Origin of the sequence: Vreelandella subterranea (assembly GCF_900111305.1) — a bacterium.
GTDB lineage: Bacteria > Pseudomonadota > Gammaproteobacteria > Pseudomonadales > Halomonadaceae > Vreelandella > Vreelandella subterranea.
Genome location: NZ_FOGS01000004.1, coordinates 70,118 through 87,774, shown reverse-complemented (window position 1 = coordinate 87,774; position 17,657 = coordinate 70,118). Strand labels below are relative to the sequence as shown.

Below are 17,657 nucleotides of genomic sequence, written 5' to 3'. Positions count from 1 at the left end.
TTTGAAACGTTTTAAAAAAACGCTTTTAGAACAGAGTTGTAGCACTACACCTTTACCAGCGCGGAAAACATCGTGATCACGCCTAGCAATTCTATCGGCCGCAGAATATAGGACTAAAGGACAATTATCCTTAATTTCTAAGTAAACATTGTCGCGAAGTATGTAAACAAACGTTCGTTACGCAGGCGCTGGCCAACCTTTGCCAGCTTAGCGGGGGCGCTGCAGCGCGAAACGGTCGGTGGTGCGAACATAGTCACTACCTGCCAGTCGACCCACGGGGTTGAGGACTTCCAGGCTGACGTGTCGACCGTCCCAGACATCGTCATCAAGATGCAGGGAAATCACGTTGGCAAGCACCAGGTTGCCTGACATGGGCTGGTCGCCAAAGCGAATGATGTCGCGCAGACGGCAACCAAACGCGATCGGGGCCTTGGCAATGCGCGGGACCGATACACCGGGCATGGCGGCTTTTTCGAGCCCTGCCAGGGTGAATTCATCCTCGCCGGGAGGCAGGCTTGCGCTGGTGGTATTGAGCGCCTCGACCAACGCTTCGCTACCGACATGCACCACACATTCGGGATTTTCTTCCAGGTTGCGCACGGTATCCTTGCTGCGGCCCTGGCCATTCTGTAACGGTGAAAATCCCAGCACGGGCGGGTCGACGCTGACCACATTGAAGAACGAAAAAGGGGCAAGATTGGCATTGCCCTGGCGGTCCTGGGTCGCTACCCAGGCAATCGGGCGTGGGCAAACCGAGCCGGATAGCAGCCGATACAGGGTGCCTGCTTCCAGCGGCGTTTCGTCGAGCAAATAGTGCATGGCCTTTCCTCATTGCAGACAGGAGAAATTACCACGCTACCACACCCAGCGAATACGCAAAGACATGGTACCCTTGGCATTTCGGTTTTAACCGCCGTTTTGTGACAGCCAAGAGGTAAAACGATACCTGTGACTTCATCGCTCCCTGACCGTCCGCTCTCCCCCTGTCGTCAGATATGCCGCATGGAACCGACCCAATCACTTTGTGAAGGTTGCGGGAGAAGCCTGGATGAAATCGCTCGCTGGGGGCAGATGACCGAGGCCGACAAGGCCCCGGTGTGGGAACGCATCGAGGCCGAAGGCTATGTCGTCTCTGAAAGTAATTCAGCGCGGGGCGGGTGATGGCGGTCGCTCAGGATGTGGTGAAGCTCGCCGCAGTTCACCAAGGGGTCATCGCAGTTGATCACGATATCCGAGTGGGCTAGCACATAGCTGCGCCCGGTAATGGTGTTTTCCACCACCTGATAAGCGCCTTCCTGGTGGGTATCGATGAAGGTGCCGATAAAGCCGGTGTCGCGCAGCGATACGGTTTCCAGCTTGTCGCCCTGCCTGAGCCGCCCTTCGTAATGCATCAGCGCCAGCCGCGCGGACGTCCCCGTACCGGTGGTGCTGCGGCAAATAACGCCAGGATGCACGTAGGTCGTTGAGCGAGAACGTACATAACCTTCAGCGACCTGTTCTTCAGGCCCCATGAAATGCAGGAACGGCAGCGGCCCGACATCCCCCAGGGTGTAGTGGGAAAAACCGCGCTCCGCCTTGATGGCTTCGACGATTTTATGCGCGCACAGCGCCAGCGCCGACTCTTCTTCCAGGGTCAGCTTGAAGCCTAATTCAGCGGCATCCACCAGCGCATAAAAGCCGCCACTGTAAGCGACCGAATAGGTCACCTGGCCGATGCCGGGCACGTCGATCGTCTCACGGTAGGTGTCGATGTAGCTCGGCAGTCCGCCACAGGTGACCGACTCCACCACGCCGTTATGCACCCGGGCCTCTACCTGCACCAGACCCGCGGGGGCTTCGAGCTTGAAGCGCTGAAGACCTTCCTGCTTGGGAACGATACCGCTTTCCAGCACCGCGGTGGCGGTACACAAGGTGTTGGACCCCGAATAAATCGGATAGCCCATGACCTCCATGATGATGTAACCGGCGACGGCTTCCGGGTCGCAGGGTGGCACCAGCAGGTCCACGGACATCTCGGGGATGCCGTAGGGCTCTTCAAGCAACAGCCGACGCAGACCGTCGGCATCATCACGCAGGTATTCCATCTGCTCGCGGACGTTCTTGCCTGGGAGATGATCGATGCCCCCCGTGACAATACGGCTGACATCGCCTCCCGCATGGGTGTCCATTAACTGGATAGTATGCTGAGTATTCATTCGCCGGACTCTTTGGGATTAGGAAGCGTTAAGGGCAAACGGAGCGCCGTGGGATTCCCACTGGCTATCCGGGACAATCACGATCTTGCCTAGATAGTTACTGCCACGATTGACGAAATAGCGCTCGGCGTCATGGAGTTCGGACAGCTTGAAGGCGGCATGCAAGACGGGCTTCAACTCGCCGCTACGAATCCACGCAATGAGCTGTTGGGCCTCTTCCCGCGTGCCGTGGGAAACCCCAAAGATCTGCACCTGGTAGAGGTAGATACGCGTCCACATGATCTCGCTGAGGTTGCCACCGCTGGCCCCGGCGATGGAAAGCCGCGGGTAGCGTTTGCGGTGTTGCATATCGACAATCATGGTGTCGATAAACAGGTTGGTCATCTCCCCGCCGACCAGGTCCATCACCGCGTCGATGGGCTGACCGTCGGTGGTGGCCAGTACGCGATCGACAAAGGTTGGCAAGTCGCCGCGGTCAATCACGGCCTCGGCCCCCAACGCGATCAACGCATTGGCTTTATCGGGCTGGCTGACGGCGTAGGGAATCGCGCCGACCACCCGGCAAAGCTGAATCAGCGCCGTGCCTACCCCGCCGCTGGCACCGGTGACCAGCACGCGCTCACCGGCGCCGACCCCGGCGGATGTCATCATGTGGTAGGCCGTCTGGTAGGAGCACATCCCCATGGCGGCCAGCTCGGCATCGTGCAGTTCCGGGTTGGGCACGTGGTGGAACTGATCAGACGGTACGGCGATGTACTCGGCATAGCCGCCATCTGCCCCGTGGCCATAGTAGTCCGGGGTCAGGTTGATATCGCGGCGATCATCGGCATACAGATTGAAATCCAGAAGCCCCCGCTCGCCGATTCGCGAGGTATCAACGCCCTCGCCCACTGCCACGACACGGCCTGCCACATCGGCGCCCTGAATGCGTGGGAACGTCAGCGTGGGCTCGCCGCCCATGGCAAAGGAGGTCACGTCGCCCTTGTCCTTGGTGGGGTACAGACCCTCGCGGGCTTTACGGTCGGTATTGTTCTTCGCCGTCGCCGTTACCTGCACCAGCACCTCACCCGCTTGGGGTTCGGGGGTCGCCACATCCTGACGGTACTCGAGCTTTTCAATACCGCCATGCCCGGTTAGCAGCATGGCCGCCATGGTCGGCGGCGTTGAACGAGTAGTCGCGTCTGCCATTCGCTGGGCTCCTCCTAACTAAGAGACAAGATGATCTGCCTGATAATGACCATAACAAACTTTTGCGCCGTCTCCATCAGGCCACCGAGGGTGTCAAAACCAGTGCTTGCGCTTGAATAGCCAGATCAGCATCCCGCCGATTCCCAGCATCACGCCCCAGACAAAGAAATAACCGTAGCGATAGCCAAGCTCGGGCATGTACTCGAAATTCATGCCGTAGATACCGGCAATGAAGGTGAGCGGCACAAAGATAGCGGTAATCACCGTCAGAACGCGCATGGTGATGTTCAGTTGATGCGATGAAATCGAAATGTAGCCATCGACCAGATCGCCGCAGATGTCGTAATACATTTGCGTGAGGGTATAGAGCCGTTCAAAGCGCTCGTCCACATCGGTAATCGCGTGGAGGGTGTCGTTTTTATCCCGCGGCAGGTGGGCATAGTCGTAGGCGGTCAGCTCCTGGGTAATGCCCTTGTGGTAGCTGAAGATTCGACGCATTTTCACCAGCCGCGAACGGTAGGCGGTGATACGCCGCATCAAGACATCATTGCCGTTATCCAGCAGTTCATCTTCCAGATCGCTGAGGGCGACTTCGAATTCCAGCAGGCTGTCGATGTAATACCCGGCCGACAGGTACATCACCCGCAATGCCACGTGCTCTGGGGAGTGAGCCAGCAGTGCACTGCCCTGCTCGTTGAACAGACGCTTGATGCTTAACGCCTCACCCGGGTGCAGGGTAACCAGGAAGCGCTCGCCGACAAAAAAGCTTACCTGCTGGGGCACGAAGTTCAACTGGGCATCGAACGAGGAAATACCGCGGTAAATGATCAGCGTATGGTGCTCAAACTCTTCGATTTTGGGTGGATGACGCTCTTTTTGAGCATCCTGAATCGCCATCGGATGGCATTCGAAGTCTTCCAGAAAACGCTGCTCGACGGCCTGGCTTTCGCCCTGCATATCCACCCAGATATGGCTGCCCGGCGTTTGTCGCCACAGATCGATGAGCTGTTCGTCGCCTTCGTGTACGTCCCCCTCGGGCGTCGTTAGCAGTGTCCGAATCATGATCGTCCTTGAAGGTTAACGGATGACGTTTTGGCAGGCATGTTCACTCGGGCGCGTCTGCCATATAGACCTGTGCTTTACCAGCGTGTTTGGCGTTATACATGGCAACATCGGCGCGCTTGAGCAACTCCAGCGCCGTTTCGCCTACGTCTGGCTTATACAGCGCCACGCCAATGCTGGCACTGACATGCACCTTCGCTTCCTGCAACTGTACCGGCTGCTCGAGGGTATCAACCAACTGCCGGGCAAGCCGCTCGGCGGCATCGAGGGCGATGTTTTCCAGCAGCACGACAAACTCATCTCCGGCCCAGCGGGCGACATAGTCGGTTTCGCGCACGGCGGCGCCGAGACGTTTGGCAATTTCACGCAGCAGCTCGTCACCGGCCGCATGGCCGTGCAGGTCGTTGACGGCCTTGAAGCCATCGAGATCCATGAACAGCACGGCAAGCGCGGTCTGCTGGCGCCGGGTGCGCGCCATCGCCTCTGGCAACCGTTCATCCAGGGCCCGCCTGTTGGGCAGTTGGGTAAGGGCGTCTTCACGGGCTTCCAGGTCGCGCAGGCGCTCAAGCTGTATGCGCTCGGTAACATCGTGGAGAAAAAGGCTACGCTGATTGCGTCCCTCAATATCGAGCGACTTGATGCGTATTTCCACCGGCAACGAGCTGCCATCACGACGCGCGGCGTAGTAGGTGACGGGCGTCTGCTGGTCGCCTTCCGGCACGCCATCGGGGAAAATCAGCTGCTGAATGGGGCGCGCCAGCGCTTCCCTGCGCGTCCAGCCGAACATCGTCGTCGCGGCGCGATTCCAGTCAAGCACTATGTCATTATCGTCAATGCTGATGTAGGCATCATAGGCCGACTCGATCACCAGGTTCAGCTCCCGGGTGCGCCGCTCAATCTGGTTCTCGAGATCCAGATGCAGCGCTTCAAGGGAGGACTGGGACGCTTCCCGGCGCTGCCTTTCAAACAGAAAGCGCTCGCGCAGGTGAATTTCATCGGTAACAATCGCGCCAAGGTCCTTAAGCGCGTTGAGCTCGGCGTCGCTAAGCTGACGGGGTCTTGTATCCACAGCACACAGCGACCCCAACGCCAGCCCCTTTGACGTGCGCAGCGGAATGCCCGCGTAAAAGCGCACCCCGCCAGGCTGGGCCACCAGCGGATTATCCGCAAAGCGCGGGTCCTCACGGGCATCCTCGACCACCAGCGGCGTGGTTTCCGCAATGGTATGGGCGCAGAAGGCCACGTCGCGGGTCGTTTCACTCAGCTCTGTCCCCACCCGCGACTTTATCCACTGGCGTTTTGCATCAATCAGCGTGACGGTCGAGGTGGGCACATTCAGTAATTGGGTGACCAGGCGGGTCACCCGATCGAATGCAGGTTCTTCCGGCGTATCCAGCAGCGCCAATTCGTAAAGCGCCGCCAGCCGAGCCTCTTCGTCGGGAAGAATAGGGTAGTTCATTGACTGTGGCCCATGATGGTAGACGATAACCTACCATCATAACGTGATCAGCCATGCTTTGCCCAAGACGCCCGATGACCGACTACTTTCGCCCAGCCGATACTCACCAGTGAAGAAGCCAATAGCGCACCGAGGAAAGGCCCCAGGGTGGGAATGCCCGCAGGGAAGGTCGCCGCCATGAGCCCCGCTGCAAGGCTGCCGCTGGCGATCCAGCCGGGTAACACGGCGCCTAATAGCCCCGCAATGCCGCCGCCGATCGCCGCCGCGGTGGACATCCGTTTCCATAACCCCAGCAATACCGGTACCACGATCGCGGCACACAGCAAGTCCGCGATCAGGAATAGCCGCAGTACGGAAAGCCCCTGCAGGCCGATGATTACCACCGGCACCATCAGCGCGACGGTCCACCAGCGGGCCGTGGTCAGCGACCTGCCCCGCTGCTCATGCTGGGAGACGATCAGCGAGGCAATCGCGTTCTGCAGCGTATCGACACTGGATGCCACCAGTGTCACCGCCAGCACCAGGGCCAGCAGGGCGAGCCACGACGGTGCGCTGCCCAGGAGAGCAAAAAACGGGATAGGCGGTTCACCCAGCGCCACGCCACTCATCGCAGCAAGCATCCCCAGGCCGCCGATCACCATCACTACAGCGACGGTCAACCCACCCCCCAGCCAGGCACCTAGGCCCAGGCTGCGTGAATCCTGCGCGGCCCACACCCGCTGCCAGTAACCCTGATGGAAAAGGTTCGCCGCCGTGACGGCAATGACCAGTGTCACCGCCACACTCAGTGCGTCGCCCAGCGGGGCGCTCGGCATCGACGATGCCTCTGGCAGGGTGGGTAAATAGGTGAAGGCAACACTGCTGACGATCAGCAGCAGAGCGATCAACAGCCAGGCCTGCCAGCGGTCGGTGGCAAGGCTCGCCCTTAGCCCGCCGAGCACGGTATAGGCAAGCGTGCTCAAGGCGACGCCAAGAACAACCAGAGCAGGCGGCACATCGGAGAGTAATGCGGTAATCGCCCCAATGGCCGTCAGCTCTGCGGCCAAAAAGCAAGCCATGTAGGCCACCGACACCAGTGACACCCAGCGGCGCACGCTGGTGCCGTAACACGCCTGGGCAAACTCGGCGATGCTTCTGCCTTCGGGCAACGCGCGGCGAATGGCCGGTCCGTAAAGACCGAGTACGATAAACGGCAGCGCGGAACCGATGGCATAACCGGAAAGGGCCACTGGGCCAACGAAGGCGCCGATCTCCGGCGGCGCAAACAGAATCCATGCGCCCATCCCGGAGGCAAGGAACGATAACCCGAGGGTCGCCCCGGACTGGGAATTGCGGGCCGTAATGTAATCATCGACCGTGCCACCGGCCCAGCGAGCCCGCAGGCCAAGTATGATAAAAATGCCGAGTGCCGCGGCCAGCGCAGCGGATGTCAGGTAGGGCATGTCGCGCTTCCTCCGCCGGTATCATCCGGATCAGGTTCCAGGGTTAGCGCAAGCGCACTCTCAGCCTCTTGGAGGCTCCCCTGGCGACAGTGTGTGAAATAACTTTATGAACAGGTATTATTCTCAACGAGAATCGCACCAGCGTAAAGTGGCGAGTATATGCCATTACGCGCAAGTACCCGGCGCTTCAAACGCCCGGGGCTTTTAATCCACGTTATCGCTGGCCATACTCAGTAGGTAATCTAATAACGTTATAGAAACCGTGCGCCCGGAGCGACACGGTTCGCTCAAAGGGAAATCTCTAATGCGCTATACAGAAGCCAAGGAACATACGCCGGGCAGGCTACATGCGTTGTTTGCTGACCCTTACAATGCGTTTGAAAACGATACCGACGAGCGGCAACTGCATCTGCATATTGCGCTGTATTTGCTGCTGGCACGCCCCATGGAGCGCAGCTTGATGACGCTGCGTGTCATACACGGCTGGGAAAATGGTGGCTTCGAGCCAGCTGATTTGCAGCATGTCGACTACGCCATTAAGACCGTGGCCGACTTCAAGCGCGCCGTAAAGGACTTCACCCAGGCCTCAAAAGACAACGTTGCCTTCCCCGCCGATGAAGACGCCCTGCTGGAAGCCCCGCTTGACGATGCGATCGCCAATGCCGAGGCAGACGGGCAAACACTGGATGCAGAAACGCGCACGATCCCGGCCCGCTGGCCTGCTTTTGAAGGCGGTTTGGCCCTCTATACACTGTTCAAGATGTACCACCGCCTGGTATACGGCGAGGACGAAGCATACCGCTGTACACAGTGCTATACCGCCGATGGACTACGTGAGATGCACGAATTTCATCTTGAAGAAGGTGAGTTTGCGCTGCTGGTGCCGACCGGCAAGCATTTTGCCTCAGAGCCCTCGATGCTGGTGCTGCACGAAAGTCAGCTTGATCCGATTGAACGGCTGCTGGAAGAAAGCTTACCGCTGTTTCAGGATTTTTAGTCCCCGCATTGACGCTCCCTCGGCCCCTTCAGGCCGAGGAAGCTACCACCCGGCGAGTGACATCAGCCAAGCGAAATGGTGCTGTTGATCCCGCTGGAGACGTTTTCGGGCTCAAACCAGCGGGCGGTCACCGTCTTGGTCTGCGTCCAGAAGGCAATCGCCTGCTTACCGTTAGGCCCCAGGTCGCCGAGCTTTGAGCCTCGCGAGCCGGTAAAGCTGAAATAGGCAACCGGCACAGGGATCGGTACGTTGATACCGATCTGGCCCACGTCAATGTCGTTTTCAAAGCGCCGTGCCACCCAGCCCGAGTTGGTAAAGATCGAGGTGCCGTTGCCGTTGGGGTTGGCATTGATGAATGCGACCGCGTCGTCCAGCGTCTCCACGTTGACCACGCAGAGTACCGGGCCAAAGATCTCTTCACGGTAGATGGTCATGTCGGCCGTCACGTCGGAAAACAGTGTCGGCCCCACAAAATTCCCGTTCGGAAAGCCATCAACCGAGCAACCGCGGCCGTCGACCATCAGTTTGGCGCCCTCTTTCTCGCCTGCGCCAATCAAGCGTTCGACACGTTCCTTGGCCTGGGGGGATACCAGCGGGCCCAGGTCGGCATCGCGTTGAGTGCCAGGCCCGACCTTCATGCCGCGAGCGCCTTCCACAATATCGTCTAACCATTCACGGGCTTCGCCCACCAGCACCACCACCGAGTTGGCCATGCAGCGCTGCCCGGCCGCCCCAAATGCCGAGCCCAGCAGGCTGTCGATGGCCTGACTGCGATTGGCGTCGGGCATGACCACGCAATGGTTCTTGGCGCCCATCATTGCCTGCATGCGTTTACCCGCCGCGGCGGCGCGGTTATACAGGAGCGAGCCTACGTGGGATGAGCCAATGAACGACAGCGCCTTGATCGACGGGTGATCGGCAATCTGGTTCGCCACCTCGGGGCCGCCGTGAACCACATTCAATACCCCCGCCGGAATGCCTGCTTCATGGGCAAGCTCCACCAGCCGCATGGTCGAGCTGGGATCCTGCTCCGATGGCTTCAGGACAAACGTATTGCCGGTGGCAATGGCCAGCGGGAACATGAAGCAAGGCAGCATGATCGGGAAATTGAAGGCGGTAATGCCCGCCCCGACGCCCAGCGGATGGTGCATGGTGTAGACATCGACCTCGTTGGCGGCATTATTGGCCAGCTCGCCAAGCTGTAGCGAGGTAATGGAGCAGGCATGCTCGACCACCTCCAGCCCGCGCCCAACCTCGCCTTCAGCATCCGGCAGGGTTTTGCCGTGCTCTTCTGTAATCAGCGCCGCCAGTTCAGGCGTGTGCTCGCGAATCAGCGCCTGAAGCTTGAGCATGATGCGCATGCGTTTGCCCAGGGGGACCTTGCGCCACTCCTTGAAAGCCGTTGCGGCGCTGGCAATGGCGCGCTCGACTTCGTCGGCGGTGCAGAAAGGCACCCTGGCGACGACTTCCTGGGTGGCTGGGTTCACCACATCACGCCACTCCTGGCTCTGGGACGTGACCGGCTGGCCATCGATAAACATGGGGATATCGCGAATGGGCATGGCGTTGCTCCTGTTGTCATTGTATTTGTCGTTGTATTAGAAAGTTGACGTAAACGTCAACGAGCTAACGCAAGAGTAAACAGAATCTATCGGGCGGCGTCAATTAGCCCTTCCATGGGGACAAGCCTTTACCTGTCCGATGCATGGATTAGCCACCAAGTTAGCCACCAGGAAAGTAAAGGATGGAGACCATGTCTAACACGCGTTGGTTAACGCTGAATCAAGGCGTTGGTGAGCCAGGGAAACCAGGCTAGCAAGACCAGGGTGACCAATGTCGCCAGCAAAAACGGCAGCAGGGCACGGAAGATTTTCAGCGGCGGTGCGCCGGTCATGGATGAGGCAATAAACAGCCCGGCCCCCACAGGCGGCGTTAACAGCCCCAATACCAGGGTCAGACATACCACGACGCCGAACTGGTAAGGACTAATGGCAAATTGCGTCTCGGCAATCGGCATCAGGATAGGCACCACCAGAATCAGCGCGGCGATGCCGTCGATGACCATGCCCACCAGCAGCAATGCGCCAATCATCATCAGCAGAAACACAAAGGGGTCGGCCGTGAGGGCGGCGATCCACTCGGCCGCCATTTGCGGCAACTGCTCGTAGATCACCACCCAGCCAAATACCCCGGCGGCGGCAATCAACATGATGACCAAACCGGCATTGACCGCCGTGCGCTTGAGCACCTGAGGCATTTGAACCAGGCGCAGCTCGCCATACACAAAACGCCCCATGATCAAGGCCGCAAGCGAGGCCAGCGCCGCCGACTCGGTGGGCGTGGCAATGCCCAATAAAATGCCACCAATAATGATGACCGGAATCAGCAGTGCTGGCAGTCCCCAGAGTGCGTCGTGCGCTGCCTGACGGCGACTGGGCCACTGGCCCTTGGGGTATTGCTGCACCAGCCCGACCAGCGCGATCACGACGAAGAAACTCCCTCCCAGCAATAACCCCGGCAGCAATCCGGCAATAAACATCTCGGCGATAGGCACCTGAGCCATCACCCCAAACAGCACGAACAGCATCGAGGGCGGAATAATCGGCGACAGCAGGCCACCTGCGGCGGTAATCGCCGCGCTGTAAGGGGTATCGTAGCCCTCTTCTTCCATAGCGGGCACCATGGCCCGGGACATGATCGCGATTTGCGACGCCGCCGAGCCGATGATGGCCGCCATCATCATGTTGGCCACCAGATTGATATACGCAAGACCACCGCGGAAACCGCCCACCAGAATTCGTGCCAGGGCGATCAAACGCCTGGTGAGACCGCCTTCGTTCATCAGCTCGCCGGCCAGCATGAATAACGGGATCGCCAGCAACCCATAGCTCTCGATGGCGCTGAATAATTGCTGCGGATAAGACTCGAACAGCACGCTATTGCCCGACACGTAGATGTACACCATCGCCGTCAGTGCGAGCACCAGGGCAATCGGGACAGCGCTCAGCAGTAACAGTAAAAATACGGCAATGGTCATAAGCGCGCCCACCTCATGGCAGTGTTTCGGCCGTCGTCTCGTCGCCAGGGTGGCGCCACTGGGTGACCGACTGCCAGACGTTGGCCAGCCCATGCAGGCTGAGGGATAGCGCAAACCACGGCACGATCAGCCACACCCAGAACTTTTTCACACCCAGCGTCGAGGTGTTCTCGGCGTAAATGAAGTTGAAGGTCTGCCCCTGAAAAGCCCCCGTGTCGAAGCCTAATCGAGCAAGCGTGAATGGCTGATACCAGCGCCAGCAAAGCCAAACGAGTAGCAGGGCAAATACCAGCACCATGACGTCGACCCAGAGGCCTATCAGTTGTCGTCCGGCACGGGGCAGCCCATCGCTCAACAAGGTCACTGCCACTCCCTGGCGACGCTTGAACACCGCCCCCGCAATCAAAAACGTCATCCAGATCATGGCGTAAATCGATAACTCGCTTATCCAGTAAAGTGGGTTACCCAGCACACGAAAGACAATATTGATCAGGATCAAACACGTTACCGCCGCAGCCAGGGCGGCAGCGGCGGTCTCTTCAAAGCGGGCAAGCCCCGAGGAAAGGCGTTGCAACATGATCGTGGAGAATCCTCGTCAGTGGTCGAGTGGTTGACTTGTCAGCGGGTTACTCGCGCAGACGCTCGGCTTCTTCGCGCAGGGTTTCCAGCATCGGTGCCCTGGGTGCCCAGATGGCTTCCCACTCGGCTATCGCGTCTGAGAAGAATTCGGCATCCGCTTCGACGATGTTGATATCCAGGGCGCGGATCTCTTCTTCCTGAGCAGCGTCTTTTTCTTCAAAGCCTGCCAGCACGTTCTCCAGATGCTCGGCCATGGTCGTGTCGATCAGCTCACGATCTTCCTCGGAGAGCTCCCGCCATACGCGACCCGACACCACTCCCACCATGGGGAACATCATGTGATTGGAAATCAGCAGGTTATCGGCCTGTTCGTAGAATTTGAGAATCAGGATGGAGTCGAAATCCATGTCGATGGCGTCTACCTGGCCGTTGGCCAGAGCGTCGTACACTTCCAGCAACGGCATGGGCGCAGGGGCTGCACCGGTGGCGGTATAGAAATCACGAATCGGCTCGAAGGGGGTGATCCGCAGGCGCTGACCTTCCAGGTCATCGGCGCTTTCGATGGGGTCACGGCTGAGCACCTGGCGCATGCCCACCATACCGTAACCGACGCCGACCAGACCGACACCTTGCGGCATCAGGTCGAGCAGCTCGCCGGCGGCGTCCGAACGCAGCAAGCGGGCGGCGTGGTTGACGTCATCAACCAGATAAGGCGCATAAAGCGCACCGAAGTCGGGAATCCGATTGGAGATTTCGGCAATGGTCAGGAACGCCATGTCCAGCGCGCCGCTCTGCAACTGCTGGACCATCTGCGCTTCATTACCCAACTGCTGAGCAGGAAAAACCGACACGCTATGCTCGCCACCGGAACGCTCATTCAGCGTTTCGGCAAAGGCTTCCGCTTCGGTTGACCAAAGGTGCTGGGCGGGGGTGATCAGGCCTAAACGAAAATCACGCGCCTGGGCATTGAAGGACGTTACGGCCAACGCGGTGGCAGTAAGTGCAAGGGTCAACCGTTTGCAGTGATTCATAACTCGCCTCTTGTCATTGGCGCGGTCGCTTCGCAGGACCGCATTATGATGAATGAGGCTAAGAATACCCTACACCAAGCGTTGAGGGCAGCTATCACCACCAACGTCGCATCCAGCCAGGCCGTTCCGATTAACCCCGTTCAGACTGACGCAAGGTAGGCCGCCTTGAGCCGATAAAACTCATCCACAATCGCCGCCATTTCATCCGCATCATAGGGGCACAGCCCGCTGACAACCAGCTTTTTGGAGCCAACCCCCACCGATTCACCTGCTGACTCAATGGCAAACTCAAGCAGGGCGTCGGCGCGCTTTCCCTGCACATCCAACGACGAATGGCTGAGCGTCAACCCAGGCGACACAGCGTTCAGGCGCGAAAGCGAGAACCCCATGCTGTCGTAGATCACCAGCGGGCGCTTGGGGTTGAACATCACCCCGTGCTCCTCCATCAGCGGCTTGAGGTAGTGAGGAAAGTTCTTACCCGAAAATGCCACGTAGCAGTGAGCAAAGGCTTCTATCACCGAGGCATCGTCGGTCCAGTCCCCGCGCCGTTTAACCTGTAGGTAACATTTACCGTCTTCATCGTATACGTGCAGCTCACCATTTTCAGATTCGCTGAACACAAGCGGAGTATCGGCCCCCACCATGCTGGTAAAACGAAACTCCATGTGCCGCGACAAACCAAACTTTGCCAATACCAGCGCAAAAAGGAGATCCCCCGGCACACAGAAACGCCGCGCATCCGGATTATGGATCGGGTTATAGTCACCTGCGACGCCCTTAGCGAAGCGGCTGGCCTGCTCAGCGGAGATCACCACATACTCTCCGCGCTGCGTGTAAAATTCCTTGAACATGGCTTAGGTTGTCTGCTCAGCGTTGAAATCAAAAGTCGAAGGTGGGCTTACGACGCGCATAATGCCATAAAACGTCGATCAACAGGAGCCACCTGCAAGGAAGCCGTATGCCAAATCAGCGTCCCAGATCAAAACGTCTTTCACACACTCTGCTCATCACCCTGGCAGGCGTTTTGACAGTGGCGCTCATCTGGCTACTCGGTAGTGCCTGGCTGCTCAATAGCCAATGGTTGCCGCAGCAGCTTTCAAAGATCGAAGGTGTCGAGGTGCGCTGGTCAAATGCCCAAAGCCTGCACCCTGGGCGCTGGGAAGTCGAGAATCTCTACCTCGCCCGTGAAGACGATCGGATGCCCGTCACCGTTGACGCCCGACAAGCCACCCTTTCGCTGTCCTTGCTCGACCTACTGCGCGGCGAATTGCATATCAAGGCGCTGGAGGCCAGTGGGCTCCGCCGCCTGACCGTTGGCGATATTGCGCTTGAAGCCGAGGGCCAACTCCAGATAACGGACACCCAGTTCAGTCGTGACGCCTTGGCCGTGCCCCATGTATCGCTGGATATTAACCAAGGGCGTTTGGTACGGCTAAGCGACCAAGCCACCCTGGCGCGCGATATCAGGTTAGCCGCCAGTGCCAATCTGGAAAGCGTAACCACCGCACAGGTCCCCCGCGATGAGCTTATCGCCAGCCTGCTCGGTGCCCTTTCAGCACAGCTGAGCATCAATGCCCAGGCCGACGCCTGGGACGTCTTCATGCCCTATCTGAAAGCACTGCCCTGGTTAACGCTTGATGGCAGCGGGGCACTGACGGGCGAGCTTGCGCTTGATGCTGGCAGGTTACGGCACGGTAGCCAGCTCACCCTGGTGGCGTCGGCCTTACGCTTATCGGTGGATGAGCAACGTCTGACGCCCGATGCCAGTGACTCACCGCGCTGGATGACTCCCGACTCTTCTCCGCCGCTTCATACCGCCGTCGGCGAAGGGCACGTCCGTCTGGCAGCACAGGACAATACGCTGACCTTTTCCACTCAGTTAAACAACGTGGTGTTGGCTGACAGCCATCCTTACGCTGACGATACCCAACTGGGCCTGGTGACCGGCATTCCCAACCAGCGCCTGGACCAGTTGGACCTACCGACGAGCGCCACCCTTGAGCTGCAAGGCCAGGTGACCCGACTGGATATGCTTGACCGCTACCTGGCAGATACCTTTGACGGTCAGGGTGTTCGCCTGGCCGGGAAGGGTCAAGTCGACGCCAGCATAACGCTACGTGACGCCCAGCCTCACCGTGCCTCGTTGTCGATTCAGGCCCCCGAACTGGCCGCGGAACTGCTGGATTTCAACGCCAGGGGAAGCGGTTCCCTGACGGCACAGCTAACCCCCGACGAGGTCATCGATGCGACACATACGTTCATTGATGGGACCCTGAGCCACCATGAGCAAACGCTGCTGGCGGATGCCGCGATCACCCTCAACGCGCGCAGCCCGGTTGACCCTGTGCAAGCCCGGGAGGACGCCACCGCCCGGCTGGCCTGGCAGTCTGCCCGCCTGCCGGACATCAGCGTGCTGCAACCCTACCTGGGCGCAATATTACCCGACCCCCGCCCGCTGCAGTTGCTTGACGGCCAAGCCACCAGCAACGGCCAGCTGGCGTTCACGACGGAGGAGATGAGCGGCGAGATCTATTTAGCCGGGGAGCAGTTGACCACGCGCTGGCAGTACGGCGATGAGGACGGCACGCTGGAAAGCAGCGCCCAGCTCAGCCTGGCGATGCGTCGGGCAGCGCTCGACGGCTCCGCGCTGGATATCAGCGGATCGCGTTTGCGTTGGCAAGTTGCGGATACGAACGCTACCTCTGAGACGTTACAGAGTACCCTGGTACTCAATGAAGGCCGTTTCAAGCGAGAGAAAATCACTGACGCCAGTCGCGTCAGCGGTGAGTTTTCCATGGAGGGCAGCGTACAGCAGCTGGGCTTTTTGAATGCTTTCCTGCCCGAGGCCCACGGATTAAAGCTCGCAGGAAACGGCCAGCTATTTGTTCAAGGGGCATTCCGCGATGACCGCCTGCTGGCGCCCACACGCCTGAGGGTCAACGCCAACCAGCTGGAGGTCGGTTTTCTGGACTATCTGGCCACGGGCCGCGGCGAGTTGACGGCTCAATTGGATAGCGCCGAGCACGCCCAGCTTTCGCTGGGCATACCGCACTTTACGCTCACGCGCCGGGACGACGACCGACCCCACCTGGAGGGTCGCCACTTTGCCCTGACGACCCAGACCGAACGTTTCAGCGAGGTGCTGGCAGCCCCCGAACCTGCCTTCTTCACTACGCGTATTGCGCTGCCCACTACCCAGGTTCCTGACTTCACCCGTTATAACCACTATCTCCCCGAAGAAGCAGGCATCCGTCTGCTCGGGGGCCAGGCAAGCCTGACCAGCGAATGGCTGCTGGAGGGCCTGACCGCTCAGGGCGAGATCAACCTGCGCGCCTTTGGTGCCGACCTGGCGTTGCTCGACCAACGTATCAGGGGCGATGTCGAACTCCATCTGCAACTCGACAAAGGTGACCTGGAAGCGCGGCGCTTTAACGCCGACGACTCATTCCTGCGGCTGGAAAACGTGTTTCGACAGAGCGAAGAAGGCACGCAGGATGCCGGGTGGTGGGTTCAATTGAGCCTTGACGACGCAGTACTCGAATGGCGCGACCCTATCAGCCTGACCAGTCAACTCCGCCTTGGCATGCGAGATACTGGCTTACTCGCCCGCCTCTTTTTAGCGCGCGCCCGGGAAAGCGGCTGGTTGGGTAGACTGTTGAACGTGCGCAATATCAGCGGTGATGCGCAGTTGCACATCGACGGCGAGCGCATTCGTCTTTACGACCTGACGCTAACCGGCGGGCCCCTTCTGCTGCTTGCCGATGTCACCCTGGCCGAGAAACAGGCCAACGGCGCGCTTTATGCCCGTATCGGCGCCCTGGGAACAGGCGTCGAGCTGATCGACAGCGAACCTGAGCTGAAAGTCCTGCAACCCAGGCGCTGGTTCGACCGCTGGCGGGAGGCAAAGCGTTTTCCCAGGCCTTAACGGCGATTTCGCTCACGGCGAATCATCCTGACCCGCTGTTTGGCTTTTTGCGGCGTGGAAAGGGGAGCGGCCGAATCATCGGCAGTTTTCGGAGGCAGGGTCACCCAGGCAAATACCGGTAGCGCCAATTGCCAGTGAATCGCCGCGATTCGCAATCCCAGCGTCACCGTCAACGAGGCGGCAATGGTCAGGGGCAGCGGCGCTTGCAGGGCATCTAGCACCACGTAAGCAGTGCCACCCGCCATCGCCGCCGTGGCGTAGACTTCCTCGCGCAGCACCATGGGGACACGCTGGGCCAGCACATCGCGGATCATGCCACCCGCCACCCCTGTCATCATGCCCATCAGCACCGCCACAACGCCGGATGTCCCCAACAATAGCGCTTTGTGAGCGCCAATCACGGTAAATAACGCCAGACCAAAGGCGTCCGCAATCGGTAAAAAGCCGCGTGACAGGCGATGGATATAGTGAAACCCCACCAGCGAGACACCCACGGTGGCAAAAATGACCCACAGGTAGGTTGGATCAGCCACCCAGAACACCGGCCTCACCCCCAACACCAAGTCGCGCAGCGTACCGCCACCTATCCCCGTGACGGCGGCCAGCACCAGCATGCCAAACGGATCCATCCGCGAGCGACATGCCAGGACAACCCCGGACAGGGCAAACACGATCACCCCCGCCATATCCAACCAATAAACGATACCCGACACGCGATGCTCCTTTTTATCCACGGCCCTTC

15 protein-coding genes and 1 riboswitch are annotated in these 17,657 nt (G+C 59.4%); of the genes, 3 read left to right on the top strand and 12 right to left on the bottom strand.

What is annotated here, in order from left to right:
• Window positions 1-207 precede the first annotated feature (207 nt).
• Window positions 208-819, bottom strand: a complete 612-nt coding sequence (locus BMX75_RS07390) for a flavin reductase family protein (RefSeq protein WP_092826684.1) — start codon at window positions 817-819, stop codon at window positions 208-210.
• Window positions 820-948: 129 nt separating this feature from the next.
• Here BMX75_RS07390 and BMX75_RS07385 point away from each other — a divergent pair, with 129 nt between their 5' ends.
• Window positions 949-1,161, top strand: coding sequence for a DUF1289 domain-containing protein (locus tag BMX75_RS07385; RefSeq protein ID WP_092826682.1), 213 nt, complete (start codon window positions 949-951; stop codon window positions 1,159-1,161).
• Here BMX75_RS07385 and BMX75_RS07380 read toward each other — a convergent pair.
• The 5 genes from BMX75_RS07380 to BMX75_RS07360 form a co-directional block, all read right to left on the bottom strand.
• Window positions 1,122-2,195: a proline racemase family protein gene (locus BMX75_RS07380; protein ID WP_092826680.1), complete on the bottom strand. Its 1,074-nt coding sequence runs from the start codon at window positions 2,193-2,195 to the stop codon at window positions 1,122-1,124. The two genes, BMX75_RS07385 and BMX75_RS07380, sit on opposite strands and share 40 nt — an antisense overlap.
• An 18-nt stretch (window positions 2,196-2,213) precedes the next feature.
• Window positions 2,214-3,383, bottom strand: a complete 1,170-nt coding sequence (locus tag BMX75_RS07375; RefSeq protein WP_092826678.1) for an alcohol dehydrogenase catalytic domain-containing protein — start codon at window positions 3,381-3,383, stop codon at window positions 2,214-2,216.
• Between the two features lie 93 nt (window positions 3,384-3,476).
• Window positions 3,477-4,445: a magnesium transporter CorA family protein gene (locus BMX75_RS07370; protein ID WP_092826676.1), complete on the bottom strand. Its 969-nt coding sequence runs from the start codon at window positions 4,443-4,445 to the stop codon at window positions 3,477-3,479.
• A gap of 43 nt (window positions 4,446-4,488) precedes the next feature.
• Window positions 4,489-5,904, bottom strand: a complete 1,416-nt coding sequence (locus BMX75_RS07365; protein WP_092826674.1) for a diguanylate cyclase domain-containing protein — start codon at window positions 5,902-5,904, stop codon at window positions 4,489-4,491.
• 47 nt (window positions 5,905-5,951) lie between these two features.
• Window positions 5,952-7,346 carry a sodium:solute symporter family transporter gene (locus BMX75_RS07360; RefSeq protein ID WP_092826672.1) on the bottom strand — a complete coding sequence of 465 codons (1,395 nt, stop codon included), beginning with the start codon at window positions 7,344-7,346 and terminating at the stop codon, window positions 5,952-5,954.
• Window positions 7,336-7,438, bottom strand: a riboswitch (TPP riboswitch). (Overlaps the previous gene by 11 nt.)
• A 212-nt stretch (window positions 7,439-7,650) precedes the next feature.
• Between BMX75_RS07360 and BMX75_RS07355 the strand changes: the two genes are divergently transcribed.
• Window positions 7,651-8,343, top strand: a complete 693-nt coding sequence (locus BMX75_RS07355; RefSeq protein WP_092826670.1) for a hypothetical protein — start codon at window positions 7,651-7,653, stop codon at window positions 8,341-8,343.
• Window positions 8,344-8,405: 62 nt separating this feature from the next.
• On the opposite strand, the gene BMX75_RS07350 is transcribed toward BMX75_RS07355, so the two are convergent.
• The 5 genes from BMX75_RS07350 to BMX75_RS07330 form a co-directional block, all read right to left on the bottom strand.
• Entirely contained in the window at window positions 8,406-9,905 is a 1,500-nt protein-coding gene (locus BMX75_RS07350; RefSeq protein WP_092826668.1) for a CoA-acylating methylmalonate-semialdehyde dehydrogenase, read from the bottom strand.
• A gap of 209 nt (window positions 9,906-10,114) precedes the next feature.
• Window positions 10,115-11,380: a TRAP transporter large permease gene (locus tag BMX75_RS07345; RefSeq protein ID WP_092826666.1), complete on the bottom strand. Its 1,266-nt coding sequence runs from the start codon at window positions 11,378-11,380 to the stop codon at window positions 10,115-10,117.
• A gap of 13 nt (window positions 11,381-11,393) precedes the next feature.
• The gene (locus tag BMX75_RS07340; RefSeq protein WP_092826664.1) at window positions 11,394-11,957 is read right to left on the bottom strand and encodes a TRAP transporter small permease; all 564 of its coding nucleotides are present in this window, start codon (window positions 11,955-11,957) and stop codon (window positions 11,394-11,396) included.
• A 49-nt stretch (window positions 11,958-12,006) separates the two neighbouring features.
• Complete coding sequence (locus BMX75_RS07335) at window positions 12,007-12,990, bottom strand: TRAP transporter substrate-binding protein (RefSeq protein WP_092826662.1); 984 nt, start codon at window positions 12,988-12,990, stop codon at window positions 12,007-12,009.
• 140 nt (window positions 12,991-13,130) lie between these two features.
• On the bottom strand, window positions 13,131-13,841 hold the full coding sequence (locus BMX75_RS07330) for a DUF3581 family protein (RefSeq protein ID WP_092826660.1): 711 nt from the start codon (window positions 13,839-13,841) through the stop codon (window positions 13,131-13,133).
• Window positions 13,842-13,948: 107 nt separating this feature from the next.
• On the opposite strand from BMX75_RS07330, the gene BMX75_RS07325 reads away from it, so the two are divergent.
• On the top strand, window positions 13,949-16,915 hold the full coding sequence (locus tag BMX75_RS07325) for a translocation/assembly module TamB domain-containing protein (protein WP_092826658.1): 2,967 nt from the start codon (window positions 13,949-13,951) through the stop codon (window positions 16,913-16,915).
• Here BMX75_RS07325 and BMX75_RS07320 read toward each other — a convergent pair.
• Window positions 16,912-17,628 (bottom strand): trimeric intracellular cation channel family protein, encoded by a 717-nt coding sequence (locus BMX75_RS07320; RefSeq protein ID WP_092826656.1) that lies wholly within the window; start codon window positions 17,626-17,628, stop codon window positions 16,912-16,914. The two genes, BMX75_RS07325 and BMX75_RS07320, sit on opposite strands and share 4 nt — an antisense overlap.
• Between the last annotated feature and the right edge of the window lie 29 nt (window positions 17,629-17,657).

Coding starts and splice junctions, on each gene's coding strand:
- BMX75_RS07355 (WP_092826670.1), top strand. CDS start 7,651: ATGCGCTATACAGAAGCCAAGGAACATACGCCGGGCAGGCTACATGCG.
- BMX75_RS07375 (WP_092826678.1), bottom strand. CDS start 3,383: ATGGCAGACGCGACTACTCGTTCAACGCCGCCGACCATGGCGGCCATG.
- BMX75_RS07345 (WP_092826666.1), bottom strand. CDS start 11,380: ATGACCATTGCCGTATTTTTACTGTTACTGCTGAGCGCTGTCCCGATT.
- BMX75_RS07325 (WP_092826658.1), top strand. CDS start 13,949: ATGCCAAATCAGCGTCCCAGATCAAAACGTCTTTCACACACTCTGCTC.
- BMX75_RS07370 (WP_092826676.1), bottom strand. CDS start 4,445: ATGATTCGGACACTGCTAACGACGCCCGAGGGGGACGTACACGAAGGC.
- BMX75_RS07340 (WP_092826664.1), bottom strand. CDS start 11,957: ATGTTGCAACGCCTTTCCTCGGGGCTTGCCCGCTTTGAAGAGACCGCC.
- BMX75_RS07365 (WP_092826674.1), bottom strand. CDS start 5,904: ATGAACTACCCTATTCTTCCCGACGAAGAGGCTCGGCTGGCGGCGCTT.
- BMX75_RS07390 (WP_092826684.1), bottom strand. CDS start 819: ATGCACTATTTGCTCGACGAAACGCCGCTGGAAGCAGGCACCCTGTAT.
- BMX75_RS07380 (WP_092826680.1), bottom strand. CDS start 2,195: ATGAATACTCAGCATACTATCCAGTTAATGGACACCCATGCGGGAGGC.
- BMX75_RS07350 (WP_092826668.1), bottom strand. CDS start 9,905: ATGCCCATTCGCGATATCCCCATGTTTATCGATGGCCAGCCGGTCACG.
- BMX75_RS07330 (WP_092826660.1), bottom strand. CDS start 13,841: ATGTTCAAGGAATTTTACACGCAGCGCGGAGAGTATGTGGTGATCTCC.
- BMX75_RS07335 (WP_092826662.1), bottom strand. CDS start 12,990: ATGAATCACTGCAAACGGTTGACCCTTGCACTTACTGCCACCGCGTTG.
- BMX75_RS07360 (WP_092826672.1), bottom strand. CDS start 7,346: ATGCCCTACCTGACATCCGCTGCGCTGGCCGCGGCACTCGGCATTTTT.